The organism is Oscillatoria sp. FACHB-1406 (assembly GCF_014698145.1).
GTDB lineage: Bacteria > Cyanobacteriota > Cyanobacteriia > Cyanobacteriales > Spirulinaceae > FACHB-1406.
Genome location: NZ_JACJSM010000018.1, coordinates 91,385 through 117,830 on the forward strand (window position 1 = coordinate 91,385; position 26,446 = coordinate 117,830).

Consider the following 26,446-nt stretch of genomic DNA (forward strand, 5'->3'; position numbering starts at 1 on the left):
ATTAATATAACGCCGAACCTTAAGTTACGCTCACAACAACCCCATCGCTTTCTTTCGCAGTTTTATTCACCGAACAAAGCGCGTAAGTTCCCGCTTCAACGGTAACAGTTGTTGTTGTAATGGGAACAATTTTGTGCAAGTTCCAATTACTCCCGTCTTGCTTGTATAACGTCCAAGCCCGAAGGTTGGAAGCGGTGGCAGCATCCCAGGAAATTTGACCGCTTCTCCCCGTTACATTTTTCGGTAGCGGCGGGATTTCGCTGCTTATTCCGTCGATCGCGGGAACTAAAGCCGGACGCGCGAAAGTCGTTGAAGTAAACTTACTGGCAACATCCTTAGTATTCGCCATCAAGAGGTTGGCGCTAAAGAAGATATTGCCCAAGGATAAGCGATCGCGCATACTGCGAGAAACCTCCACCTGGCGTTCGATTTCTGACAGTTCCCAATTTTTATCCGTGAGATTGCTTAAGTTATTCGCGGCGTAAATATGACGGTTTTGGGGATTATTCTCCGTCCACCATTTCAACAGTGCCGTATAACTTTGCGCCGTTTGATCGATAGGCCAATACAGTTGCGGTGATAAATAATCCACCCACCCCTGTTCTAACCATTTCTTCGAGTCGGCATAAATTTCGTCGCAGGCACTCATCCCCCGAATTTGTGGCGGATTCTCCGACTTCCAAATCCCGAAGACACTCGCGCCGAACTTGACTTGGGGTTTGAGTGCTTTAATCCCCGTAGAAAGACGCTGCACCAGGGTGTTGACGTTATCTCGCCGCCAGTCGGCAAGGCTGAGTTGTCCGCCGCCCGCGCGGTAAGCGGCATAGGTTTTATCGTCCGGGAAGGGTTCGCCAGCAATCGGATAGGGATAGAAGGAGTCATCAAGCTGGAGTCCATCGAGATCGTAGCGGCGCACGAGATCGGTGACAACGTTAAAAAGGCGATCGCGTACCGCATTGACACTCGGATCCATCCAGCGTCGTTTCCCTTGGCTCCAAGGATACACGGCTTCGGGGTTGGTTACGCCAATATGCGGCGCGGCCAGAGGTGCGGTTTCTGGGGCGCGAACCGAGGCGCGGCAAGGATTCAGCCATACGTGCAGTTCCAGGTTGCGTTTGTGCGCTTCCGCGATCGCCAACTCTAACGGATCGTACAGCGGATCGGGCGCTTTCCCCTGCGTTCCCGTCAGCCACGCACTCCACGGTTCCAAAGTCGAGGCATATACCGCATCGCCTTCCGGACGGACTTGCAGGATAACCGCATTGAGATTAGCACTTTGGGCGCGATCGAGAATTTTAACCAATTCCTGTTGTTCTTGTGCCGCAGAAAGACTGCTATTCGAGGGCCAATCCGTATTCCACACCGTCGCAATCCACAGTCCTCGGAATTCGCGCGCGTGTCCTACTTTAACCGTTTGCGGTACTCCTACCGGCGGTGGTGGGGGTGGTGGTGGTGGGGGTGGCGGTGGTGGTGGTGGTGGCGGCGGCGGGACAATGGGAGGAGTAGGTGGTGGCGGTGGCGGTGGTGGCGGTGGTGGCGGCGGTGGTGGCGGTGGTGGTGGTGGCGGTGGTGGCAGTGGAACTTGCGACACCGGCGGTACGATAACGAAGACGGACTCAATTTCCGGCACTCGTCCCCCTAAAAGTAGCGCTTGGTAGATCGAAACCGCGACATCAGCGCGCGTGGCTGCCAAATTGGGGTTTAAAATCTTTAAGTTGGGGTAATTAACAACCAACTTCTTCTCTGTCGCGATCGCGACTTTATCCATTGCATAACCGGGGATTTGCGCCACATCTTGATACAAACTCGGTAACGCCTCTCGTATTTCTGCCAAGCGAGTCGAACCCAAATTCAAACCACTCGTCAGCGATAATAAAATTTGCAAGCGAGAAAGGCGATCGTTCGGTTGAAATCGGTTGCCGCCAATCCCCGATAAAAATCCCATTTCATAGGCTTTTTGAATCGCGGGTAATGCCCAATGATTGCTGGGAACATCGACAAACGGGGTATATTGTCGCTTTGCCGGTAACGAAAAAGCCTGTTTGAGAACCGCTGCATACTGCGCGCGAGTCATCGAAAGATCGGGGCGAAACGACCCGTCAGGAAAACCGCTAATAATTCCCTGTCTGACTAATGCTTCGACGAACGGACGCGCCCAATGATTCTGAATATCCGACAATCTCGGTGTAGAATTCACCATCTTTTTATCGGGTTGAAAGAATATTTTTTATGACGTTTAATTTTAGCCGAAATGGAGCGGGTTTCCGGAGAATTCCCTTACATTTCTTAAACTTTTCATGCCTCGCTCCTTATCCAGTACCGATACCGATTTACCGGCTAGTTTGCTTAATCTCTCAGCCCCAACAGTACCCCAACTGCAACACAAATTCCCGCTGCGATCGCTAAGCGAGGAGAACTCATAACGATGAGAATCACCAGGATAATCGCTCCTAAAAAGAGAAGAAATTGGACGAGTTGCAGGACTACTCGAAATTTCGATTGGCTGCGAAAATTCGGACTTTCAAGCGCTAAAGGGCCTTTGAATTGCAGCCAGTAGTAAAAGACTTGCAAACCGCTATTGATAAATTTGTAAGGTACGCTTCGACGGAAGCGGTTGGCATTTTTCCCTAAAAGGGTATTGAGCAAATCTCGGAACACGAGAGCGGATCGAGTCGTAATATTGGTGAGGACGAGAGGCGGAATGTTATCGTTTAAGGTTTCTTTTCCGACGCGGTATCTCGTTCGGAAAAAATCTTCCTTTTCTTGCTGCGTCTGAGAAAATTTAGCTAAGGATTCTTGCGCGATCGCGGCGGCTGCGATCGCGCCAACATTTTTTTCAAAATATCCCCGTTCTAAATTATAGCTGGGCCGGGGATTTTTGTTAAAATAAGTTTGCAAAAATTCAGCTTTAGCTTCATCGTTAGTTGGGACATTACTAGGCGCGCTCGATTGATAGTTCCAATCAACTTGTTCGGAAATTTCATCTTCGACAACGGTGAGTAGATCGGAATTGATAATCTCCCGCTGTCCCTGAAGCACAAAGCCTTCTATAATTTCCTGCAACTCAGCATTCGAGAGATTGAGTCCCGGCGTTGCGAGCCGTTCTAAATAAGAGGACAGTTTTTCGCGATCGCTCTGGCTTAAATCGGAGAAAGAAACATTCAGCAAAAATTGAATATAATCTTTTACAAACGCTTCAAATTCAGCAGGATTTTCCTCCACATCAATCCCGAACTCCCTTGCTTGTCGGCGTAAAAAACGCGGAAACCGATCCACAGCATCGGCAGTTAAACTTGCTTCTAGCAAACGATTCAGACCATCTAATCGTCCCCATAGAATATCATTAGAGCGCCAAGACTTCTTAAAAAATCCTCCAAAAGCAGATAGCGTATTCCCCGCGAGTTTCTCATCCAAACCTTTGCCTTTTCCTAAACCCATTTGGGCATCGCCGGGACTCACTCGAATCGTTTTAATCGGCTGCTTTTCATTAATATTCGCCAGATACTCAAACGGATATAGAACCTCGTCAAACTCCTGAAACTTATCGAACGAGTAGCTGAGATAATCGGCATTCTTTAACCCGCTATTCTGAATAATAATCTGGGAAGCTTCTTCGATTTTTTTAAGGAAGCTCTGGTCATTATTGAGTGTTGTAAAAGAAAGTGATATCGAGTCCATTTCGCTAACTCTTGCAACAATGCGAGCGATTTTTTGTTCGCATTGAGTTAAGAGGTGCGAGAGTTGTTGCTGAGGCAACCAGCCAACAACTTGCGGCGTGAGGCGGCAATATTTATCGGGAACGACCAAGGTTTTAGCCCGTTCGGGTAAATCTTGAAAGATAAAAGGTAAATTGTAGCCGTCTTCTGCCGAGGTTTGCCGCAAAAAGTTTAACTCGCTACCATCCGCATCCAAAAAGAGACGATGGAGATAGATCAGCAAGTAGTAAATACGATTCCGCAACTCATCTTCATTTTGTGGCGGCCACTCGGCGGGGATTAAGCTATTGAAATAAGTGGCTATAGCAGGATGACTCAGCAACTGTTCTAATCCCGCCCGAACAACTTCTAGCAATTTGATTTGGCGGTTCAATCGTTCGATCAGAATACGAATTTTTTGAGATTCGCTAACATTGCGAACTCGTTCGAGCAGAGAATGCAGTTTTTCGAGTAGATAAAAATGTTGGCGAAGTGGATATTCGACATCGAGGTAGCGAATTTGCTGGCTCGCGGCGAGTAAAGTTTTATAGGCGCTCGAGGTTACTTTTGGGGAAAGCGGTTGAATTAAAAGTTCGGAAACTTTTTCAAGCAGCGCTTGCCGTTGGGAAAATTCTTCGATTGAGGTTAAGCTCTGGGAGCCATCCATCCCTAAAATAAGAGGAAGGACGCGATCGCGCAATCCGATTAACTGACTCAATAAGTAAATTCCTTCTCGATTCTGTTCCTCGTCTGATGGCGGTAGCGTAGAGTCTTGGAGGGACGCATCCCGAGACGGAACCACCGCATCCGCTTCCGCATTGGCCAGCAGGGAATTATAGCGCTTCACTTTTTCGTTCCGTTCCTTAATTAACTCGATGTCATTGGTGATGCTTTCATACCTCGGCATCCCCACCAAAGAATCTTCCACCACCTGCAAAACATTGGGACGGTTCATTTGTTTAAATCTCTGTCCGTCGGAAAAGCGATCGGGACTCGGATCGATATACAATAGTTTGCGCTCTACCGGACGATTTGCCGTGCGATAATAAATCTCTTTAATCGTATGGCTGAAAGGACGATTATCCAAAACGCCCCCATCGACAAAATGTAACTGATACCCTTTCTCCGGGGAAGCTTTGGGGAGCAAACGATTATTGAGAGCGCCCCACTCCACTAAATAAGAATCTGCTGTTTCTTCACGCTCCTGTAACTTGACTGTCACCGTCGGAAAAGCAACCGGAAAACAAGAAGTAATTCGGCATAATTTTGCCAGCGCTTGATAAGTCAGATTGGCATTTTTTCCGAGCGCGGCAAACGGCGTTTTTCTACCTTGGCGATGTTTGAGATGAAACAAAGCGCGATGTTCCTTAACTTCAATCGCCGCCCCCGTATCGTCAAAAACCGAATATACTCGTCCCAACCAATCCGTTCCCGTCACGAATAAATCTAACTCATTAAACTCCGAATGCCAGTCATCCGCTGGTGCTGATTTTCGTCGTTCTTCTGCTAAACGCAAAGCCTCTTCTAACTCGCCTTGATAGTACCCTTCCCCATCGAATAACGATTCGCGCCCTTCCGCCTCATTGGGTTGGTGCAGCAACTTACGAATATTGCCACTCTCGCGCCAAACGCGCCCAAAAGTGCTGAATTCTACCACTTCCTCAGCATTACTATTAGCCAGCGCGTAACTCAACAGAATACCGTTAATGCCTCCGGCTGAGGTTCCCGAAACAATATCGACGACGATATCGGAATCCGTCAGCGCCTTAACGAGTTTGTAAACGCCGCGCCCCCGCACCGCATTATAAAATTCTCGACAAACCCCGTTCATATAGACAGCAAGCGATACGCCGCCATAGACTACCAGTCCGAGGCGTAGTTCTCGCTGAAAGTCCGGTTGTGGAAAAGATTGAGAAGCTGTAGGTTTCATAAGATTTTATTGACAAAAAATAATTAAATTGCGTATAGTAGGAGATCGTGCATCCAAACCCTGCTCGGATCGGGTCGATCGCTCGAATAAAGTGCCAAAAAGTCTTCGAGAAGCTTTTTGCGCCACCTGTACGGCAATTATGACACTAGGACAAGCTCATGACTTACGCGATTATTGAAGCCGGTGGAACGCAACTTCGCGTCGAACCCGGTCGTTTTTATGACATCAACCGTCTGACAGCGGGCGATGATGGCAAATATGTCATCGATAAAGTGCTATTAATCAATCATGACGGTGAAATTACCGTCGGTCAACCCACAATTGAAGGGGCGACCGTAGAAGGTACGGTGCTTTCGGAACTGCGCGGTCGTAAGGTTCTCGTTTACAAAATGAAACCGAAGAAGAAAACCCGCAAAAAACGAGGACACCGCCAAGAGTTGAGCCGCTTGATGATTGATTCGATTTCCCTAAGCGGTACGGTTCTGTCGAAAGCGGAGGCTAGAGCAGAATCAGTCTCGGATGACAGCGAGGATGAGTCGGGCGAGGAAGAATAGGCTCGATATCGCTCGGTACAATAGTAAAGACATTTTGAACGCTAAGCTAAGGCTAGAGAGAAGAAATCATGGCTCATAAGAAAGGAACGGGCAGTACCCGAAACGGTCGCGATTCTAACCCTAAATTTTTAGGCGTGAAGCGCTACGGCGGTCAAGTCGTCAGAGCGGGGAATATCCTCGTGCGCCAACGCGGAACCAAATTTCACCCGGGTCACAATGTCGGGCGCGGCGGCGACGATACGCTGTTCGCGTTGATTGATGGCGTGGTGAAGTTCGAGCGCGTTGACCGCCGCCGTCAGAAAATTAGTGTCTATGCCACCCCAGTCGAAGCTGCATCCTAGGCTGGTAAAGTGAAGGAGGGACTTCCCTAATTGTCCCTCAATGGGTGCATCTCGGGGGCGTACTTGTTACAAAGTTCGCCCCCTTATCCTTAATTAGCCAACCTTGAGTAATACGAAGTTCGACTCATTAGGTAGGGTAATCCGTATCCCCTTAGCTAGCAATCCCTACGCCAAAATCCAGACGCGATAAGGCACAATTTAAATTATTAAGTTTCTAGATCGTCTACACATAGCGCGAACGATGACTGTACTGGAAAAAGGAAACATTACGATCCACACTGAGAATATATTTCCGATTATCAAGAAATCTCTCTACACCGACCACGAGATCTTCTTGCGGGAATTAATCTCTAATAGCGTTGATGCCATCAATAAGCTGAAAATGATCTCCTATTCTGGAGAAATTGACGGCACCTTACCCGAACCAGAAATCGAGATTCGCATCGATAAAGACAACAAAACCCTCTCTGTCTCCGACAACGGTATCGGGATGACGGCGGAGGAAATTAAGAAATATATTAATCAGGTTGCCTTCTCCAGCGCTGAAGAATTTATTCAAAAGTATCAAAAAAGCGCCGACCAACAAATTATCGGTCACTTTGGCTTAGGGTTCTACTCCAGCTTCATGGTCGCTAAGCACGTTGAGATTGACACCCTTTCTCACCGTTCGGGTTCGCAAGCGATCCACTGGAGTTGCGACGGTTCGCCGGAGTTTGAATTAACCAATAGCGATCGGACGACACCGGGAACGACAATTACCCTCACCCTGATGGATGAGGAAACAGAATACGCAGAACCCTCGCGCATCAAGCAACTGGTGAAAACCTATTGCGACTTTATGCCGTTCCCGATTAAACTCGACGGCGAAGTCATCAACAAACAGCGCGCTTTATGGAAGGAGTCGCCGCAAAACCTCACTAAAGAAGATTACCTCGAATTCTATCGCTACCTCTATCCTTTCCAAGACGAACCTTTACTTTGGGTTCACCTCAACACCGACTATCCGTTTCTGTTGAACGGAATTCTCTATTTCCCGAAGCTGAAGCCGGATGTCGATATTAATAAAGGTCAGATTAAACTTTTCTGCAATCAAGTCTTTGTGAGCGACCATTGCGAAGAGATTATCCCCGACTTTTTGATGCCGTTGCGCGGTGTAATCGACAGTACCGATATTCCTCTCAATGTCTCTCGCAGCGCGCTTACGAACGATCGCACCGTGCGCCGCATTACCGATTATATCGCGAAGAAGATCGGCGATCGCCTTAAATCTCTCTACAGCGAAGATCGCGCCGAATATGTTCGCTCTTGGGAAGATGTTGGCACTTTTGTCAAGTTCGGCTCGCTTAAAGACGATAAGTTTAAAAAGCAAGTCGAAGATATTATTATCTTCCGCACGACGCATGAAGGCGCTGCTGTCTCAGAAGAGCAACCGAAAGTAGAAGTCCAAGCCGCAGAAGGCGATATTTGGCAAGATGCAACGCCTGAAGAAAAATCGACGGCGGGCGAGGGTTATACTACTTTGAAAGAATACCTCGATCGCAACAAGGAACGTCACGAAAATCGCGTTTATTACTGCACCGATTCGGGAACGCAATCAACCTACGTCGAGCTTTACAAAAACCAAGGTTTAGAAGTCCTCTATATGGACTCCTTCATCGACACGAACTACTTTATTCCCTTCCTAGAACGGGAATATAACGATGTCAATTTCTCCCGCGTCGATGCCGAACTCGAGCAAACACTATTCGATGAAAATCAAGCTAGCGAAATTGTCGATCCCAAGACCAATAAAACTCGCAGCGAACTCGTTAAGGAACTGTTCGAGAAAGCCTTGAATAATCCTAAAGTCACGATTCGTACCGAGTCGCTGAAATCGGATACGCCAGAAACTGCGCCGCCTGCGATGGTAATTTTACCCGAACAGATGCGCCGCCTCCAGGAAATGACAGCGCTGCTGCAACAACAAGCGGTACGCTTCCCCGACGAACACACGCTGTTAGTTAATACTGCCCATCCGATGATTCAAAAGTTAGTTGAAATCGGGCAAGGTGGAATTATTCAAGGCGGCGGAACTTCGAGTTCTGGCGAGTTAGCTGATGCGATGTGCCAGCACGTTTACGATTTAGCGCTGTTCTCCCAAAAGGGATTTACGGCGGAGAGTATGAAGGATTTCGTGACGCGCTCGAATCAACTTTTGACTCGCGTTGCCGAACGGTTGTAATCTGATTCTTTTTGAGGGTGAATGTCTGTTCGCCGAACGATTGTAATCTAATTCTTTTGGGGGCGAATGGCATTCGCCCCTACTATTTTGGGGCTTAAACTTAAAACAACAATGCCCGCTTGATAAACGCTACTTGCTTGTAATACCAATTGAATATGAGGTTGCACAGAATCGACTCCCCTCTATTTTGGGTTAAATGGTGCGTTACGCTTCGCACTCCGCACCCTACTTCTATGCAGCTTCACATCAATCTGGTATGACTGTATGTTTATAAGCGCACAAAAGCTTTGGCTGGTGGGCGCTGCCCACCCTACCCAATGTCCTATTTTTGGATTTAATACCGATTCGTCGGTTGATAGTTTTACTCAGTTTTGTAGGAACCTGGTTTGAAGAGTAGGGACGTTGTATACAACGTCCCTACCCTACTATTTTTTTCCCCCTCCTCTTTTGAAAATAGAGGCGCAACGGTGGCAAAAATGAGTCCCGATAGCACGAGAACTTCGACGATTCTCAATCCGATATTGCTCGATTTCATTTGTCTCTTAATCGCTGCCACTGGTCTTGAATTTGTTGCCACCAAACGCGGGGCGAATCTTCGGGGCGATACTCTGTAGAATACATCGATCGCACCAACGCTACACCCCCAACTTTTAACCCCATAACCATATGGATTCCCAGGCAAACGCTTAGAATCACCCAGCCCCAAAGATGGGCGCGATACCAGGGAGAATCGAGTTGTCCGGCGGGAAGCCATTCTTCTTTCATCATTCGTCCTGTCGCGATCGCGAAAGTCGCCGCCAGGAGCATAATGGTATTAACGACGCGATGCCAGCTATACCAGCCAATCGGTTTATTGAGTTGCCCCAACTTCCCCCACGTATCGGGCTGAATTAAACGTTTTGCCCCTAAATGAAAGCTGTAGAGGGCAAACAGGGGCATGAGGAGGAAAAATGCTACGCCGAAAGTGCCGTGAATGCCGATGATATCGCCAATTTTGGGCAGGGGTAGGCGGATTAAGCGCCCATCGTAGGTATTGTATACCCAAAAGGAAGTCGCGATCGCCAGCAGCGCGATCGCAGCATTTAAGCCGTGTAAGATTCGCAGCAAGAGCGGTTGATAAAGGCGAGCAGGCGACATTTTAATGGGTGTTAAAATAGCTTAGTTTATAATTACAATAGCAAGGTTTAATGGCTTTGTCTAGAGTTTTTATCAATAATGAATCAATTTTGAAAAAATAATGATTCAATTCTATAAACACTCCGTCGCTGCCTAACAAAATCTCTCCAAACTCTTATTCGTTACTCCTGAATGTACGACTTCATCACTCCCATTTTGCTCGGAATCGGACTGTCTGCCGATGCGTTTGCGGTTTCTCTTTCCAGCGGCTTAGCCATTAAGCACCTCACCCTCAATAAAATCCTCAAAATTGCGCTTTTCTTTGGCGGGTTCCAAGCCATCATGCCTCTTATCGGTTGGGCATTAGGTTATGGTTTCAGGGGTTTAATTGCCGATATCGATCATTGGATTGCGTTTGGCTTGCTGCTCGCGATCGGCGGTAAAATGATTCGCGAAGCCTTTCAAGAAGAAGAGAAGGATAAAAAATTCAACCCTCTCGATACTTATACCTTATTAACGCTTTCGATCGCTACCAGTATCGATGCTTTAGCCGCCGGAATTAGTTTAGCCGTTGTAAAAACGCCTGTTCTTATGGCAGCTAGCATTATTGGAACAATTACTTTTTTCTTGTCTGGATTTGGTGTTGCGATCGGGCATCGCTTTGGAAACTTTTGTCGGGATAAAGTCGAAATTTGTGGCGGGGTTGTTTTAATCGCGATCGGCTTTAAAATTCTAATCGAGCATTTAACGCAATAAATTATGAATGATGAGTGAGGAGTTAAGCTCGTACCGAATGGCACTGAAATAAGAGTTGAAAAATCGCCCGTAGAGACGTTGTATACAACGTCGTTATTGATATTTTGTAGGGTGGGCAGCGCCCACCAGCCTTGAATCAGTGCCATTCAAGCTAGTACCAATTGAAGATGACCTGGCGCAGAATCGACTCTCCTTCATTTTTGGCTAAAATAATGGTGCGTTACGCTTCGCTAACACACCCTACTAATAATGAATAGTGAATAATGAATGGGGAAGGGTGAATAATGAATAATGAATAGTGAATAATGAATGGGGAAGGGTGAATAATGAATACTTAAACGACTGTTAGAATTTCTCTCACCCCGTCCCCCCCTCACCCCGTCACCCCATCACCCCATCACCCCATCACCCCGTCACCCCGTCACCCCGTCTCCCCATCACCCCGTCACCCCGTCACCCCGTCCCCCCCTCACCCCCTCACCCCCTCACCCCCTCACCCAGTCTCCCCCTCACCCCCTCACCCAGTCCCCCCCTCACCCCCTCACCCTCTATTGTCCGAACGTACAAGATACAATAGAGCATCGGAACGCATAGAAAAATGACACTTGCTGCCCTATGACTACAACCGCCCCCGCTAAGCCCAAAACAGACTACGAAGCTGTCATCGGTTTAGAAACGCACTGCCAACTCAACACCAACACCAAAATCTTTAGCCCCGTTTCTACCGAATTCGGCGCGCCGCCGAACGCAAATATTTCTCCGATTTGCCTCGGATACCCCGGCGTACTGCCCGTACTCAACGAAAAAGTCCTCGAATATGCCGTTAAAGCGGGACTCGCTCTCAACTGCACAATTGCGCCTTATAGTAAATTCGATCGCAAACAGTATTTTTATCCCGATCTGCCCAAAAATTATCAAATTTCTCAGTACGATTTACCCATCGCCGAACATGGCTGGTTAGAAATCGAACTCGTCGATAAACAAAGCAGCGAAGTCACGCGCAAAAAAATTGGTATCACCCGCTTGCATATGGAAGAAGATGCGGGAAAATTAGTACATGGCGGAAGCGATCGCCTTGCGGGTTCGACGCACTCCCTCGTCGATTTTAATCGCGCGGGTATACCGTTGCTTGAAATCGTCTCCGAACCCGATTTGCGATCGGGAAAAGAAGCAGCAGAATACGGTAGAGAATTACGCCGCATCGTGCGCTACCTCGGCATTAGCGATGGCAATATGCAAGAAGGTTCGCTGCGCTGCGATGTGAATATTTCCGTGCGTCCGGTGGGACAAAAAGAGTTTGGCGTTAAGGTAGAAATTAAGAATATGAACTCCTTTAATGCCATTGAAAAAGCGATAGACTACGAAATCGATCGCCAAATTAAAGCCATTGCGAATGGCGAACCCATCCGCCAAGAAACGCGCCTTTGGGAAGAAGGCAGCCAACGCACGATTAGTATGCGCAGTAAGGAAGGTTCGAGCGACTATCGATATTTTCCCGAACCAGATTTACCGCCGATTGAAGTATCGCCAGCCCAGAAAGAAGAATGGCATTCGCAACTTCCCGAACTTCCGGCAGCTAAGCGCCACCGCTACGAAAGCGAGTTAGAACTCTCGGCTTACGATGCGCGCGTTCTCACCGAAGAAGGTTCGACAGCAGAATACTTTGAAGCCGCCTTAAAAAAGGGGGCAAATGCCAAACAAGTTGCGAACTGGGTAATGGGCGATTTAGCTGCCTATGTTAACAGCGCTAAACTCAATAGCCTCAGCGATTTAGCCTTAAAACCCGAGGGGTTAGCTGAATTGGTTAATTTAATCGAAAAGGGAACGATTAGCGGCAAAATCGCCAAAGAAATTCTACCCGAACTCTTGACAAATCCCGTAGAGTCTGTTGAGAAGTTTATTAGCGATCGCGGTTTAATCCAAATGTCCGACGCGGGCGAGTTAGAAAAAATCGTCGATGAAATTATCGCTGCCCATCCCCAAGAAGTCGAACAATTCCGCAACGGCAAAACTAAATTGCAAGGATTTTTTGTGGGACAGGTGATGAAGAAAACCAGCGGACGCGCCGATCCGAAATTGACGAACCAACTGTTAGGACGCAAGTTAAAGGGGTAGTTTGGGGAGGCAAAATACCCCAATGTTTTATTCTTTTGAGGAAGATTAAGCATTTTTACTTTAAATAAAAAATGCTGAGAGAAAAATTCTTTACATAATCTTCACGCGAAATCCTGCAATCTTCATCAAAACAATACAATGAGGGGAATTGCCCCTCACCCATCAATGCTACATTTTGATAAGTAGATGCACCCTGATAATTGGGGGAGTCGCCAAGGTGGCTCTCCTTTTTTATTTATAGGCTGAGAGAAATTTTTTGTCATTTAAAGTAAATAGGGATTGTGTCAATTACCGAGAGAGGTCGTTCGAGGTAAAAGCGAGTTTGACTGTACTCAATGGTTACACTGACGTTTGAGGGGGATTGCTTTGTGAGGAAACTCCCCCCGCTAAAGTTGCCCTCCCCAAAACTCAAGCCAACTGATAACAGGGTTTGAGAGGGAATTTCCATGATTTTTTTCTTGGGGGGTGACACCCCTCACCCCCTCGTGTTATATTGCATTTAGTAGATGCACCCTGATGATTGGGGGAGTCACTCAGGTGGCTCTCTTTTTTTTGGCCATCTAGAACCCGTTGTTAGCATCAACCGCTGGTTAAGAGCGTCCAGTAGCGCTCGTAAACTTCGTCAATCTCATTACCGACAGGGGCAATTCCTTCACAGCGTCTGAGGGCGGGATTGGGGGGAAACAAGCTGACGTTATTTTGAATTTCCGACGGCAGTAGTTCAAATGCTTCGCGGTTGGGCGTGGCAAAGCTCAAACGCTCGCAGATTTGGGCGGCAATCTCTGGTTGCAGCATAAAGTTTATCCAAGCATAAGCCCCTTCAAGATTGGGTGCGGTGCGGGGAATGACAAGGGTATCGGTGAAGAGGGAGGAACCGCTTAAGGGGAGAACGTAGGCGAGATCGGGATTTTCTGGCATTAATTCGTTCGCATCGGAGGAGTAACACATCGCAACGAGCAGATCTCCGGTTAACATGGGATTGCGCCATGCGTCCGAAGTAAAGGACGCGATCGCGGGTTTCAAACGTCTTAGTTTTTCGTAAGCTTGCCCAATTTCCTCCGGGTTGGTGGAATTGTAGGAATATCCCAAAGAGCGCAACACCGCGCCCATCACTTCGCGCACGTCATTGAGGAGCGTGATGCGCTTCGAGAGCAAGTCTTGGTATTCCCAGAAAAAATCCCAATCTTGGGGTAATTCCTTCAACTTAGCGCGATTGTAAATTAACCCCGTCGTTCCCCAACTTAAAGGAATGCTGTAGCGATTTTCAGGATCGTAAATCGGGTTGATAAAACGCTCGAACAAGCGATCGAACCCCACGATACGCGATCGCTCCAACTCCGTCAATAACCCCAAAGTCGCCATTTTTTGCACCATGTAGTCCGAGGGGTAGATAATACTGTAAGCACCGCCGCCGCTGGCTTGGATGCGCGCGAGCATCGCTTCGTTAGAATCAAAAACATCGGCAATGGCGCGAATTCCCGTTTGCTGCTCGAAGCGAGCGAGCAAATCGTCATCGATATACCCCGCCCAAGTGTAAATGTACAATTCGTTCCCAGATGTTTGAGCGACAGGCTGGGCGCTAACGCTCGCAAGCGTCCAACCGCATCCCGAAAGTGCAAGTCCCGAGAGTGCGGCAGAAGAGAGTAAAAATTGACGGCGTTTCACAAAGATTTGAGGTGGGAGATATTAAGAATATTGAAGCACGAGAGACCTGGTAGTAAAAAGAGCGATCGCGGGTAAATTGGCTTTAAAATAATCGTTTCGAGAGTTGACTAAAGCGCGATCGCAGGAATTTTTCTTCACTGCCGCAGCACTTCCCATCAACTACTCTAACGGAGTGGGGACAGCAGTCCCAACAGAAGCGTTAGAATCGAGGGCGTGCGAGCGAGAAAGCGCCTGCTGAAACCTTCGAGCTTGCATCCATGCAATCCGCTACCTACCCCGTCACCTTATTTCAAGAGGCGTGAATCACCATTCAATGACAAACTATTATTTTGACGACGCAAGTAACGGCCGCAGATCCTTTGAACTTCCCGGGGCAAAACCGCATTATAATCCCGATCGCCCCGGACAAGTCGAGCATATTTTTCTCGATTTAACCCTCGATCTTCCCCAACAAATTCTTCAAGGAACTTGTACGATTTCTCTCAAGCCCGTTCGTGCTAACCTTCGACATTTAACGTTAGATGCCGTCGATCTGAATATTAAATCGGTTACAGTGGGAAGTATCGCCCAGCCTTTTGAATATGACGGCGAATACTTGCAGATCGAACTGCTCGAACCGCCGGGAGACAAAACATTCAATCTCGCGATCGCTTATTCCCTCGAACAACCCCAACGCGGTATTTATTTCATCCAGCCCGACGAACACTATCCTAACAAACCAACGCAAGTTTGGACTCAAGGAGAAGATGAAGATTCTCGCTTCTGGTTTCCCTGCTTTGACTATCCCGGGCAATTGGCAACTTCCGAAATTCGCATCCGCGTTCCTCAGCCCTATCTGGCTATTTCTAACGGCAAACTTATCGCCACGGAAACGGGACAAAAAGATACCATTTATCACTGGAAGCAAGAACAAGTTCATCCCAGTTATTTGATAACTTTAGCCGTTGGTAACTTTGCCGAGATTCAAGATAAATGGAAAAAAATACCAGTCACCTATTACGTTGAAAAAGGGTGGGAAAAAGAAGCCAAGCTCAGTATGGGCAGAACGCCGGAAATGATGAGCTTTTTGAGCGCAAAATACGGCTATCCCTATCCCTTCCCAAAATACGCGCAGATTTGCGTCGATGACTTCATTTTTGGGGGGATGGAAAATACCTCCACGACCATTTTAACCGATCGCTGTTTATTAGACGAGCGCGCGGCAATCGATAACGATCGAACCGAAAGTTTAGTCGTCCACGAACTCGCCCATCAATGGTTTGGCGATCTCGTTGTAATTAAGCATTGGTCGCACGCTTGGCTAAAAGAAGGTGCGGCATCTTATTCAGAAGTTCAATGGACGGAATTCGCTTACGGAAAAGATGACGGCGCGTATTACCTCCTCAATGAAGCGCGCAGCTATCTATCAGAAGATCGCTCCCGCTATCGCCGTCCGATGGTAACTCACATTTATCGAGAAGCGATCGAACTTTACGATCGCCATCTGTACGAAAAAGGTGCTTGTGTCTACCACATGATCCGTGCCATTCTCGGCAACGAACTCTTCGATAAAACTATTAAAACTTTCCTGCACGATAACGCCCATAAAACGGTAGAGACGATCGATTTATTGCGCGCGATTGAAAAATCAACGGGAAGAAATTTAGCCTTTTTATTCGATCAATATGTGTTCCGTGGCGGTCATCCCGATTTTAAAGTATCCTACGCTTGGGATAGCGAAAACAAACTCGCCAAGGTAACAGTCAAACAAACCCAAGCGAAAGAGAATGAAGGAAAAGTTGAAGACTTATTCGAGCTAACAATTCCGATCGGCTTTGGATATGTTTCAGAAAAGGGCAAAAAAGTCAAGCAGCCGCAGATCGAAGAATTTTCGATTCGCCTCGATCGCATCGAACAAAGCTTCTACTTCCCGCTCAAAGAAAAGCCGCAATTTTTCAGCTTCGATACGGGCAATGCCTTCTTAAAAACCGTGTCGCTCGACTATGGAATGCCGGAGCTAAAAGCCCAACTCAAGCACGATCCCGACGCGATCGGTCGAATTTATGCTGCGATCGCGCTTGCCAAAAAAGGTGGCTTAGAAGTAACGAAAGCGCTAGCCGAAGCCTTAACCCACGATCCGTTCTGGGGCGTGCGCGTTGAAGTTGCCAAACAATTAGCTAAATTGAAACTCGATCGCGCCCTGAAAGCCTTGATTTCCGGATTAAAAGATGAGGATGCACGGGTGCGGCGAGCGGTAGTAGAATCCCTCGGCAAATTCAAGCGAGAAGAAAGCTATAAAGCGGTTAAAAAAGTCGCACAGAAAGGCGATCCCAGTTATTACGTTGAAGCCGCAGCAATTCGCATCTTAGGCAGTACGATCGCGGGAAACTTGAAGGATAAACAAGAAGAAGTTCTGCAATTTTATCAAACCGTATTGCAAGAACGGGCGGGGTGGAATGAAGTTATTCGCTGCGGTGCGATCGCGGGATTAAGCCAAATGAAAACTTCGCCCGTCGCCGCCGACACCATCGTTGAATATACCCAACTCGGCGTTCCTCAGCCCCTTCGTCTCGCTGCCATTCGCGCTTTGGGGGCAGTCGCAAGCGGACAAACGCCCGAAAAAGTCGAGGAGATTTTAGAACAACTCGATGCTTTAGCCGCAGAAACCTTTTATTTAACTCAAGTCTCTGTTAGCAGCGCCCTCGGACAAATGCAAGTTCCCGGCGCGATCGATATTCTTCATTCCCTCGCCGAACAAACCCCCGATGGACGAGTTCGCCGTATTGCCGAAGAAGCAATTTCGAGAGTTCAAAAGAACCTCAGCGAGGACAAAAACTTAAAGCAACTGCGCGACGATCTCGAACGCCTCAAACAGGAAAATCAAGACCTAAAGAGTCGTTTGGAAAAACTAGAAGCACAGAAGAAATGATGGATAATTGATAATTGACAATGGATAATTGATAACGGATGAATGGCCCTGATTTAAGGCTGGTGGGCGCTGCCCACCCTATAAAATTATCGTAGAGACGTTGTATACAACGTCTCTACAGGCAATTTGTTCTTTCTTAAGTCAGTGCCATTCGATAACGGATAATTGACAACGGCAATTGAGGTTGCGGCAAAAATGATGTGAAAGCTTTTGCCAGTCCATCTGGTAGTGGCGCAACCTTTCCGAGGGCAGCTATATTTTTGAATTCTTCAAAGGTAGGGACGTTATATATAACGTCCCTACAGGATATAGCAATATATAACGTCCCTACGGGGAAATTTAGGATTATAGGTGTTACGAACTCAGCGCCGTAAAACGCCGATCGCGCGCTTGAATCGTTTCCGCATAAAGGGCTTCAACGCGGGAAATATTACGGCTAAGCGTATACCGTTCTAAAGCGCGCTGGCGGGCTTTGCGCCCTAAAATAGCGGTGAATTCGGGTTGATCCCGCAGCACGGGCAGCAGCGTTTTGAGTTGCGTCGCAACCCCCTGGGTATCGAGGACGATCCCCGCCCCATCTTCAATCGCTTCCGCATCCGCCCCCGCATCAGTCGCGACGCAAGCGACACCGCACGCCATTGCTTCGAGGAGAGACAGGGATAAGCCTTCGACGAGGGAGGGCAAAATAAAGACATCAGCGGCGCGCAAGATGTCGATGCGGCGGTTTTCGTCGGCTTCAAATCCGAGCCAAATAATCCCCCGATCTTCGCCGTAGAAGGGCATTAGAGAGGAAGTCAGCGGACCATCGCCAACGATCGCGAGTTTGCAGCGATCGCCCATTTCCGAAGCCACCCAGCCCCGCAACAGCGCCTCAATGTTTTTTTCTGGGGCGATGCGCCCTTGGTAAACAAACAGGCGTTCGGCACCAATTTCGCTTTTAAAGCTCGAGAAACCGGGGGAGTATTTTTGTACGTCTACGCCGTTAGGAATGACAGCAACGCGATCGCGCGGTACACCCAAGCGCACGAGTAAGTCGCGCTGAAGTTGAGAAAAGACGATGGTGCTATCGTAATTCGCCAGGAAAGGAGCGTAAAGTTGGTAAGTTAAAAATTGGGTGCTGGATTTAAGATTCCGCAGTTTGCTATCGAAGGGAGGGTGAAAGGTTGCCACCAAGGGCAAATTCAGTTCTTCGCAAATTTCGGGAAGGCGAAAATCCAGCGTTGAGAGGGTGAGGGAAGCGTGAACGAGATCGGGCTTGAGTTTTTGCAGCGATCGCACGAAGACTCGACTCGATCGCAGCGTCGGGATCGTATAAACTTGCGATTTGTACAAAAACGGCAAAGCCACTTCGGGGCAGTCGGGACGCTGTTCTGGGGTTGTTTCTTCTTGGGCGAAATGAAGAAAACTCACCTGATAGTCCCGCTCGAGCAGAGCGTTGGTGATTTCTCGACCGTAGGTAACATTGCCGCAGAATGGCGATTTTTTTCCTAACCAGGCGATGTGCATTCGATTTAAAAGGCAGCGTTATTAAAGGGTATATCTTAAAAGAGGAATGCAGCCTTAACTGTACTTTAAATCGAGCCACTGCTGGTCGATCGCGATTTTGCTGCTCCTGTACGGGAAATATACCAGGTTAAGAGTCCGCCAGCTAGAGCAATAGCCGCTAAACCGAGCAAAACCCAGGATAACCCGAAAAAGGTTTCGGCTGCCCCCGCCAGCGCTAAGGGGAGACTCAAGGCAATATTAACAGCATTATTTTGCAACCCAAAGACTTTGCCGCGCATTTCTTCGGGAGTTTCCGCTTGAATAGTGGTTTGCATCGGCACGCCAACGAAGGCAGCAAATACGCCCAAAAACGCGATCGCCACTAAAGTCAGACCGAGGCTGTGGGTAGACAGCGACAGCATCGCCAGCGATCCCGCCACCCCAAACGCTCCCCAACGACTCAGAAGCGTGTGAGAGAATTGCTGTCCCCAATGTCCGAGGACAAACGCACCGCAACCCATCCCCAAACCAGCTACCGCCAGCAGGAAGCCGAATTGCTCTGCTTTCATTCCGGGGAGCATTTCCGCTAAACGCACGGCGAGAACGGCGAGGGCGGCGAAGATCGAGAATAATATCGTCAGTTGAATCAGAGCATTGCGGACGCGGCGATTTTTACCCAAGTAGCGCAGTCCGTCGCGAATATCCTCAAAAACGTGGGGACGTTCTCGTTCCAACATTTCCCGCTTTTCGCCCGTGTTCAAAAGCAGCAGGATCGCTCCCGCGATCGCGTAAGCCCCCCCAACCACCAATTCTTTTCCGAAATCCCTCGGAAACCCGACTGCATGAAATGCGTCCCCTGTCAACCCCAAAAGCGGTTCTCCGACCGCAAAGCCGACAATTAGCAACGCCATCATCGTGGTTGTATAGAGGGAGTTAGCGGGGAGGAGATGTTCGCGATCGACAATTAACGGTAGGGCTGACTGTTCGGCGGGGGAGAAAAATTGCGTCAGCGTCGAAACCAGGAACGTCACCCCCAGCAGCATCCAAAAACCCACAGGCAAATTGAGAAACGGTTTGGCTTGTTGCGAAATCCCAAACAGCAACGGAAGCGATAGCACCAACGCACCGCGCAATAGATTAGAAAGAACCAAAACTTCTCGCTTCAACCAGCGGTCTACAAACGCCCCAGCTAGCGAACCAAACAGAACCGCCGGAATCGTAAACGCTACCATAATCGCCGAAACCCAACCGCTAATCGTCTGATTTTCGGCTTGAAAATGACTGGCAATCAGGGCAATCATTAGCACCAAATAGACTTTATCTGCCAGTTGCGAGAAAATTTGTCCGCTCCAGAGAACCAGAAAGCGCCGATTTTTTAAAACCGGGCCGAATCCGCGTTTGGGGGGCGGTGTTGGCAATTCTGGCGGCAGGTGGGGATCGGCGGGCGCGCGTTCCCGGGCTTCGTCGTCATCGTTAGGCAGAGGTAAAAGTTCCTCGGATTCAAAAAGTTGCATTGTTAACGATCGCTAGGGTGGGTTATCGGAGAAGATGCTGAATTTTAGTCGGGACGGGTTGCAAAAAATTCATGTTGTTGTTAATCGCAAAGGTTTGGGTAAACCCGCTCCTAAAAAGCCTTGGGGAAGCAGCAAGAAATGTCTTTAAAAGTCAGATAAGAATAAAGTATCGAGCAAGACCGCAGAACGAATTGATTTACCCAAATGATACTGCGTATAATCCCGAAGGATTCGCTCGACCGATAACCATCCGCCTCGAACATCTTGCACCTCGAGCGACGGCACGAGATCGCTCGCGGCGAGTTGCTGGAGCAGAGAGAGTTCTAAACTGTTGAGGAAATAGGATTTGCGCGTTGGTGCTTCGCCTTCGACAGCTTCTGCATCCTCTCGAAAAATTCCTCCCGCTTCAACGTTAAATTGTACCCGCCAATGGGGATCGCTGAGATCGGGAACCAGGGATCGCCCGCTAACGCGACAGTTTTGCACTTCCGGCGCAAAACCAGCATTCGCCAATAAATGGAAAATTCCCTGCGCGAGATGGGAAAGAATCGCGGCGGGATCGCAAGGCGAACTGAGGACGACGCGCTCGATACGGCGCAAATGTTCGTTTAGCAACTCATACAACTCGACTTGGGGTTGCTCGCTCAAACCCAACCCGAGGGCGAGTTCGGCTAAATATTGACTCGCGGCTAACTTGCTTAAATCTTTGCTCAAACCGGGGTAAGACTCGCGCGTTTCCGCCTGAACAATTTTATCGAGCGATCGCCCTTTTACCACCAACAATTCATTAACCACAAATAACTCAGAACGCCCTCGCAAGCTTGACTTTGGCTTCCTCGCTCCCGGCGCAACCGCTCGCACCAGACCGTATTCTGAGGTTAGCACCGTCAGCAGGCGATCGCTTTCCCCCAAAGGCATAGTTTTTAAGTTGATTCCCGTCGCTTTATAGGTTCGCTCCATCAGGGCTAAATCGAGATAAATTAAGGTCGCGCGAAAGTTCTGAAACCTTTGATACTTCTCGATTATACGCCGATCGTTCTGCGATTAGCCGAGGCTGCCAATACGGTTATTACGCCATTTTAGGTTGGTGAATCGGAATTTCAATTTTTAAAGTCGCGCCCTGTTCCGGAGCCGAAATGCAGTCTAATTTGCCCCGATGTTTGTCAACGATAATTTGATAGCTAATCGATAAACCCAGTCCGGTTCCCATTCCGACGGGTTTAGTGGTAAAGAACGGATCGAAGAGTTTTTGGCGAACGGTTTCCGGCATCCCCGGGCCATTATCCGCGATTGAAACCGCCACCCACTCTTCAGAAAGGCGCTCGGTGGTAATCTTAATGCAAGCGGTTGTCTCGCTCTCTCGTTTATCCCAGTTGCTATCCGTTTCCAACGCTTCAATCGCATTACTCAAAATATTGAGCAAAACTTGATTGAACTGTCCGGCATAACATTCTACTAAGGGGAGCGTTCCATAGTTTCGCTGCACTTGAATATTACGAAGTCGGTGTTGCAAAACTAACAAGGTACTGTCGATCCCCTCATGAAGGTTGACCGGCTTCATGGCGGATTCGTCGAGGCGAGAAAAATTGCGCAGCGACAGAACGATCTTGCGAATGCGATCGCTTCCCACTCTCATCGAAGCGAGAAGTTTCCAGAGATCGTGCATCGCAAAATCCAGTTCGATTTCCTCAATTTTTTCCTCTATTTCGGGTGTGGGATTGCTATAAGTTTTTCGATACAATTTAACCAGTTCGATCAATCCACCGATGTAAATTTTGGCATGGCTGATATTGCCATGAATAAAGTTAATGGGATTATTAATCTCGTGAGCGATTCCGGCTACCATTTGCCCCAAACTCGACATTTTTTCGGTTTGAATCAGTTGGGCTTGAGTTCTTTGGAGTTCGCTTAGGGTACGTTCTAGTTCTTGGGTTCGCTGGCGCAGAGCATCTTCAGCTTGTCTGCGACGAAGACCGATGACAATCTCGTCGGAAGCAATATTTAAAGCCTCAATGGTTGTTTCGGGCAGTTCTTGTCTTGAAAAGAGCGCGATAACGCCGATCGCGCTACCCTCCACCATCAAAGGATAACCGGCAAAGGCGACCAAACCTTCGCGTTCGGCCCATTCGCGATCCACGAAAGGATCGTTGAAAACATCATTAGTCAGATAGGGTTCGCCTCGCTCGGCAATTTTACCAATTTTATACTGACCGAGAGGAATGCGACCGTGCGATCCGTCGAGATGTGTATAAAGCCCCGAACTCGCTTGCAGTTCTAAGACTCGATCTTCAGGATTCAGCGTCCAGATTCGCGCAAAGGCAGCGTTGAGATGGCGGACGGCCGCTTCCGTACAGCGAGACAGCATCCCTGAAATGTTCTCTTCTTGGGTGAGGGCTGCATCGACATCAGCGCGAAAGGCTGCAAGCTTTGCCTTTTCTTCCAATTTAACTTCTGCTGCCTTGAGATTGCTGATATCCCGCACAATGGTTGAAATGGATTTGGGCGTACCATCCTCCGTTCTGTGAACGATAATCACCTGCGAGACCGGAATTTCTCGACCTTCGACATCGAGGAACGCCGTTTCTCCCTGCCAAATTCCATCCCGCATTGCGCTCGGAATGCCTTCCTCTTGCACGATATCGAGCGCCCATTGCGGGTGAGAGGAGGCAACAGTCAGTCCAGCAAGCTCTTGTTCTGGGGCTAAACCGAGCATTCTTCGCCAAGCGCCATTTAGATAAAGCGCGTTTCCTTGAAGATCGGCGTTGCCCACAAAATCGGATGTTGATTCGATAATTTGATTCAATCGGTCTCGGTCGGCTTCGGCTCGTTTGCGATCGCTGATATTACGAGAGATGACCATGACTTCTTCAGAACTCACCGCCGAAAAGCGCGCCTCGTAATCGAGCAATTCACCGTCGATGGTCAGTTGATATTCAAAGGATTCCAGTTTCCGCGTTTCTAGAGCGCGCGCCGTATAAGCGAGGGTAAGGTCTGCTAGAAATTCCGGGACTAGGGTGCGAACATTACGACCGATCAGTTCCTCAATGGGTAGAAGCATGGGTTCCGAGGCCGGAGCGATGAGATCGAGATAGTTTCCATCGCGATCGATGCAAAACATGAGATCGGGGATGGCTTCGATAAAAGCGCGATTCCTGGCTTCGCTGGCGGCTAGGGCGGCCTCGGCTCGTTTGCGATCGCTGATATTGCGGACGACGACCAATACTTCCTCAGCATTGACCGCAGCACAGCGGGCTTCGTAGTCTACAATGCGCTCTCGGACGGGCAGTTGATATTCAAAACATTCTAGCTGCCGCGTTGCTAGGGCTTGCCGAGCGTAAGTTAGGGTTTGCTCGGCGATCGATTCCGGTAGAGAGTTACGGACATTGCTACCAATTAATTCTTCTGCCGGTATGAGAAGTTCGGAGCGCGGCGCGACAAAATCCAGAAAGGTTCCGTTGCGATCGAGGCGAAACATCATATCGGGCAGGGCTTCGACAAAAGCACGATTTCGGGCTTCGCTAGCTGCGAGGGAGGCTTCAGCTTTTTTGCGATCGGTAATATCGTAGGTAACAATGCCGACGAGTAAAGATTGGCTCGCTTGTTGGTGGAGGGGAAAGTAAGAAACTAATTGAGTGCGAATATTACCCGGAATTCCGTACCCCTCGTCGGTCGCTTCGATTCCTAAAACGGGTTCGCCTGTTGCTAAAACCTGCCGACAGACTTTTTCGATTTCAGGGGCGACGAGCGGTGGAATCATTTCCGCGATCGGTTTGCCGATGTGTTCGGCTAAGGGTTTGCTGTTAAGTGCTGCTAAGGTTTCGTTAAGGTTTAGGTAGCGCAATTGCGCGTCGATAATCGCAATCCCAACAGGAGAAGCCGAGATAAAGGTATTAAACAGTTCTTGCCGATCGTGTTCTTGCAGTGTCGCTTCTGGGATAGGCTCGACGGGTTGGGAAGTTTCGCCTTCCGGTTCCCGCTCTAAGACTTCGATCTTACCGACCAATCGCGCTCCGCGATCGCGATCTTCCTCAATGAATGTTCCTTGGTGTTCGAGCCAGCACTTCTGAGCGTCGGGCAAAATCCAGCGATATTCGAGAGTAAAGCGTCCTCGTTCCTGAATCGCTCGCTCCCAACGCCGCGCTAAAGTTTCTCGTTGTCTGGGGCAAATTTGCTCTAAAAATTGTGCGTAACTCTCGGGCAAATCCTCCAGAGACCTCTCTAACAAAGAACTGCAACTGTTCGACCAGCTAAAGCGATCGCTCCCGATACAATACTCCCAAACACAGCTTTTACAGGCTTCAAGGGCAAGTTCGAGCCATTCCTCACGAGCCGATCTCGATGCACTCGAGGAACGAGATTCGTCACCCCTAGGGGGGAATTCGCGCGAAATTTTAAGCGTGTCTGAAGGAGTTGACTCATGGGTCATATTGAGGAAGGCTAGTGCGCTATATCTTGTTTTAACCTTTAGCTACTCGCGATCGCAACGCATTTTCTCTATCTAGCTAAGAGCTTTAATTGTTACTGTATGTTTAATCATACACTCGCGGTTGAAATACCGATTGAAGAAGGCTCCTACTACCAAAGAGCAGGAGCCTTTAATTTTTTTGCCTAAACTGGTTAAGCTATCCGATTGGAGAACTTAGTCGAGGTCGGGCATGAAAAGAACGGGTTCGTTAACGCGATCGATTCCCTTCTCGAAACCAGCAGCAGCAGCGCGAGCGCGTCCTGCGTGCCACCAGTGACCGATTAAGAAGAAGAACGCCAAAACGAAGTGAGAGGTTGACAGCCAAGCGCGAGGGTTCACGTAGTTAAACGCATTCGGCTCGGTGATGATGCCGCCCACAGAGTTCAGAGAACCGTTCGGAGCGTGAGTCATGTACTCAGCAGCGCGGCGCAATTGCCAAGGCTGAATATCATTTCTCAGTTTGTCTAAATCCAGACCGTTCGGTCCGCGTAGCGGTTCGAGCCAAGGGCCTCGGAAATCCCAGAAGCGCATGGTTTCACCACCGAAGATGATTTCGCCCGTCGGAGAGCGCATCAGATATTTACCCAGACCGGTCGGACCTTGAGAAGAACTGATGTTCGCACCCAAACGTTGGTCGCGAGCGAGGAAGACCATTGCTTGCGCTTGAGAAGCTTCTGCGTTGGTCGGACCGTAAAATTCGCTCGGATAAGCCGTGTTATTGAACCAAACCATACAAGAGGCGATAAAGCCCATCATCGAGAGCGCCGCCAAACTGTAAGACAGATAAGCTTCGCCCGACCAGATTAAAGCGCGTCGCGCCCAAGCAAAAGGCTTGGTCAAAATGTGCCAAATCCCACCAGCAATACAGATTAAGCCAACCCAAATATGACCGCCGATGATGTCTTCCATGTTATTGACACCGACAATCCAACCTTCGCCACCAAACGGAGCTTTAGTCAGATAGCCGAAGATAACCGCCGGGTTCAAAGTGGGGTTGCTGATAATCCGCACATCGCCACCGCCCGGGGCCCAGGTATCGTACACGCCGCCAAAAGCCATTGCTTTTGCCACGAGTAACAACGCACCCAGTCCCAACAGGATTAAGTGGTAGCCAATGATGTTGGTCATTTGGTTTTTGTCTTTCCAGTCGTAACCGAAGAAAGACGAATACTCTTCTAAGGTTTCCGGACCGCGCACGGCATGATAGATACCGCCTAAGCCCAAAACCGCAGAAGAAATTAAGTGAAGAACGCCAATGACGAAGTAAGGGAAAGTATCGATGACTTCGCCGCCAGGACCAACCCCCCAACCGAGGGTAGCCATATGAGGCATCAGAATGAAGCCCTGTTCGTACATGGGCTTTTCGGGGACGTAGTGGGCGACTTCAAAAATAGTCATCGCACCCGCCCAGAAGACGATTAAGCCAGCATGAGCGACGTGAGCGCCCAGCAATTTACCGGAGAGATTGATGAGACGAGCGTTACCAGACCACCAGGCAAAGCCGGTAGATTCGATATCGCGACCGCCCGCACCAGCCATTGATGTGTTAGAGAGCGTTACCACGCGGTAGTACCTCCTCGGGGAATACAAACTTCTGATGGGGTTGGTCTTGGGGAGCCAACCAAGCCCGCATACCTTCGTTCAACAAGATGTTTTTGGTGTAGAAGGTTTCAAATTCTGG

16 protein-coding genes and 1 pseudogene are annotated in these 26,446 nt (G+C 48.8%); 7 read left to right on the plus strand and 10 right to left on the minus strand.

Going from position 1 to position 26,446, the window contains the following annotated elements:
* Positions 1–19: 19 nt before the first annotated feature.
* Both H6G50_RS17100 and H6G50_RS17105 read right to left on the minus strand, forming a co-directional pair.
* Positions 20–2,200 (minus strand): family 10 glycosylhydrolase, encoded by a 2,181-nt coding sequence (locus H6G50_RS17100; protein WP_190718779.1) that lies wholly within the window; start codon positions 2,198–2,200, stop codon positions 20–22.
* Positions 2,201–2,346: 146 nt separating this feature from the next.
* On the minus strand, positions 2,347–5,625 hold the full coding sequence (locus H6G50_RS17105; RefSeq protein WP_190718782.1) for a patatin-like protein: 3,279 nt from the start codon (positions 5,623–5,625) through the stop codon (positions 2,347–2,349).
* Positions 5,626–5,783: 158 nt separating this feature from the next.
* Between H6G50_RS17105 and rplU the strand changes: the two genes are divergently transcribed.
* From rplU to htpG, 3 genes are all read left to right on the plus strand, one after another.
* The gene (gene rplU / locus H6G50_RS17110; RefSeq protein WP_190718785.1) at positions 5,784–6,179 is read left to right on the plus strand and encodes a 50S ribosomal protein L21; all 396 of its coding nucleotides are present in this window, start codon (positions 5,784–5,786) and stop codon (positions 6,177–6,179) included.
* A 68-nt stretch (positions 6,180–6,247) separates the two neighbouring features.
* A complete protein-coding gene (gene rpmA, locus H6G50_RS17115; protein ID WP_190718787.1) occupies positions 6,248–6,520 on the plus strand; it encodes a 50S ribosomal protein L27 in 273 nt (90 codons plus the stop codon).
* Between the two features lie 241 nt (positions 6,521–6,761).
* Positions 6,762–8,741 (plus strand): molecular chaperone HtpG, encoded by a 1,980-nt coding sequence (gene htpG / locus H6G50_RS17120; protein WP_190718790.1) that lies wholly within the window; start codon positions 6,762–6,764, stop codon positions 8,739–8,741.
* Between the two features lie 531 nt (positions 8,742–9,272).
* Here the strand turns inward: htpG and H6G50_RS17125 are convergent.
* Complete coding sequence (locus H6G50_RS17125; protein ID WP_190718793.1) at positions 9,273–9,878, minus strand: cytochrome b/b6 domain-containing protein; 606 nt, start codon at positions 9,876–9,878, stop codon at positions 9,273–9,275.
* Positions 9,879–10,049: 171 nt separating this feature from the next.
* Between H6G50_RS17125 and H6G50_RS17130 the strand changes: the two genes are divergently transcribed.
* Both H6G50_RS17130 and gatB read left to right on the plus strand, forming a co-directional pair.
* Positions 10,050–10,613 (plus strand): manganese efflux pump MntP family protein, encoded by a 564-nt coding sequence (locus tag H6G50_RS17130; RefSeq protein ID WP_190718796.1) that lies wholly within the window; start codon positions 10,050–10,052, stop codon positions 10,611–10,613.
* A 615-nt stretch (positions 10,614–11,228) separates the two neighbouring features.
* Complete coding sequence (gene gatB / locus H6G50_RS17135) at positions 11,229–12,728, plus strand: Asp-tRNA(Asn)/Glu-tRNA(Gln) amidotransferase subunit GatB (RefSeq protein WP_190718799.1); 1,500 nt, start codon at positions 11,229–11,231, stop codon at positions 12,726–12,728.
* Positions 12,729–13,307: 579 nt separating this feature from the next.
* On the opposite strand, the gene H6G50_RS17140 is transcribed toward gatB, so the two are convergent.
* On the minus strand, positions 13,308–14,393 hold the full coding sequence (locus H6G50_RS17140; protein WP_347239953.1) for a spermidine/putrescine ABC transporter substrate-binding protein: 1,086 nt from the start codon (positions 14,391–14,393) through the stop codon (positions 13,308–13,310).
* 103 nt (positions 14,394–14,496) lie between these two features.
* On the opposite strand from H6G50_RS17140, the gene H6G50_RS24470 reads away from it, so the two are divergent.
* Entirely contained in the window at positions 14,497–14,631 is a 135-nt protein-coding gene (locus H6G50_RS24470; protein WP_277882702.1) for a hypothetical protein, read from the plus strand.
* Between the two features lie 75 nt (positions 14,632–14,706).
* Positions 14,707–17,301: a M1 family metallopeptidase gene (locus tag H6G50_RS17145; RefSeq protein WP_190718801.1), complete on the plus strand. Its 2,595-nt coding sequence runs from the start codon at positions 14,707–14,709 to the stop codon at positions 17,299–17,301.
* 354 nt (positions 17,302–17,655) lie between these two features.
* On the opposite strand, the gene H6G50_RS17150 is transcribed toward H6G50_RS17145, so the two are convergent.
* The 6 genes and pseudogenes from H6G50_RS17150 to H6G50_RS17175 form a co-directional block, all read right to left on the minus strand.
* The gene (locus H6G50_RS17150; RefSeq protein WP_190718804.1) at positions 17,656–18,807 is read right to left on the minus strand and encodes a glycosyltransferase family 4 protein; all 1,152 of its coding nucleotides are present in this window, start codon (positions 18,805–18,807) and stop codon (positions 17,656–17,658) included.
* A gap of 65 nt (positions 18,808–18,872) precedes the next feature.
* Positions 18,873–20,300: an MFS transporter gene (locus H6G50_RS17155; protein ID WP_190718807.1), complete on the minus strand. Its 1,428-nt coding sequence runs from the start codon at positions 20,298–20,300 to the stop codon at positions 18,873–18,875.
* 144 nt (positions 20,301–20,444) lie between these two features.
* A complete protein-coding gene (gene recO, locus H6G50_RS17160) occupies positions 20,445–21,260 on the minus strand; it encodes a DNA repair protein RecO (RefSeq protein WP_190718810.1) in 816 nt (271 codons plus the stop codon).
* A gap of 109 nt (positions 21,261–21,369) precedes the next feature.
* Entirely contained in the window at positions 21,370–24,726 is a 3,357-nt protein-coding gene (locus H6G50_RS17165) for a PAS domain S-box protein (RefSeq protein WP_190718813.1), read from the minus strand.
* 213 nt (positions 24,727–24,939) lie between these two features.
* Complete coding sequence (psbC, locus tag H6G50_RS17170) at positions 24,940–26,328, minus strand: photosystem II reaction center protein CP43 (RefSeq protein WP_190718816.1); 1,389 nt, start codon at positions 26,326–26,328, stop codon at positions 24,940–24,942.
* Positions 26,312–26,446 (minus strand): annotated as a pseudogene (locus tag H6G50_RS17175) (photosystem II D2 protein (photosystem q(a) protein)); the annotation flags it as partial. The gene psbC and the pseudogene H6G50_RS17175, both read right to left, overlap by 17 nt.

Bases quoted from the DNA above. Each gene is read 5' to 3' on its own strand.
- rpmA (WP_190718787.1), top strand. From the start codon at position 6,248: ATGGCTCATAAGAAAGGAACGGGCAGTACCCGAAACGGTCGCGATTCT.
- H6G50_RS17150 (WP_190718804.1), bottom strand. From the start codon at position 18,807: ATGCACATCGCCTGGTTAGGAAAAAAATCGCCATTCTGCGGCAATGTT.
- recO (WP_190718810.1), bottom strand. From the start codon at position 21,260: ATGGAGCGAACCTATAAAGCGACGGGAATCAACTTAAAAACTATGCCT.
- H6G50_RS17165 (WP_190718813.1), bottom strand. From the start codon at position 24,726: ATGACCCATGAGTCAACTCCTTCAGACACGCTTAAAATTTCGCGCGAA.
- gatB (WP_190718799.1), top strand. From the start codon at position 11,229: ATGACTACAACCGCCCCCGCTAAGCCCAAAACAGACTACGAAGCTGTC.
- H6G50_RS17125 (WP_190718793.1), bottom strand. From the start codon at position 9,878: ATGTCGCCTGCTCGCCTTTATCAACCGCTCTTGCTGCGAATCTTACAC.
- H6G50_RS17130 (WP_190718796.1), top strand. From the start codon at position 10,050: ATGTACGACTTCATCACTCCCATTTTGCTCGGAATCGGACTGTCTGCC.
- H6G50_RS17145 (WP_190718801.1), top strand. From the start codon at position 14,707: ATGACAAACTATTATTTTGACGACGCAAGTAACGGCCGCAGATCCTTT.
- H6G50_RS17105 (WP_190718782.1), bottom strand. From the start codon at position 5,625: ATGAAACCTACAGCTTCTCAATCTTTTCCACAACCGGACTTTCAGCGA.
- rplU (WP_190718785.1), top strand. From the start codon at position 5,784: ATGACTTACGCGATTATTGAAGCCGGTGGAACGCAACTTCGCGTCGAA.
- H6G50_RS17100 (WP_190718779.1), bottom strand. From the start codon at position 2,200: ATGGTGAATTCTACACCGAGATTGTCGGATATTCAGAATCATTGGGCG.
- H6G50_RS17155 (WP_190718807.1), bottom strand. From the start codon at position 20,300: ATGCAACTTTTTGAATCCGAGGAACTTTTACCTCTGCCTAACGATGAC.
- htpG (WP_190718790.1), top strand. From the start codon at position 6,762: ATGACTGTACTGGAAAAAGGAAACATTACGATCCACACTGAGAATATA.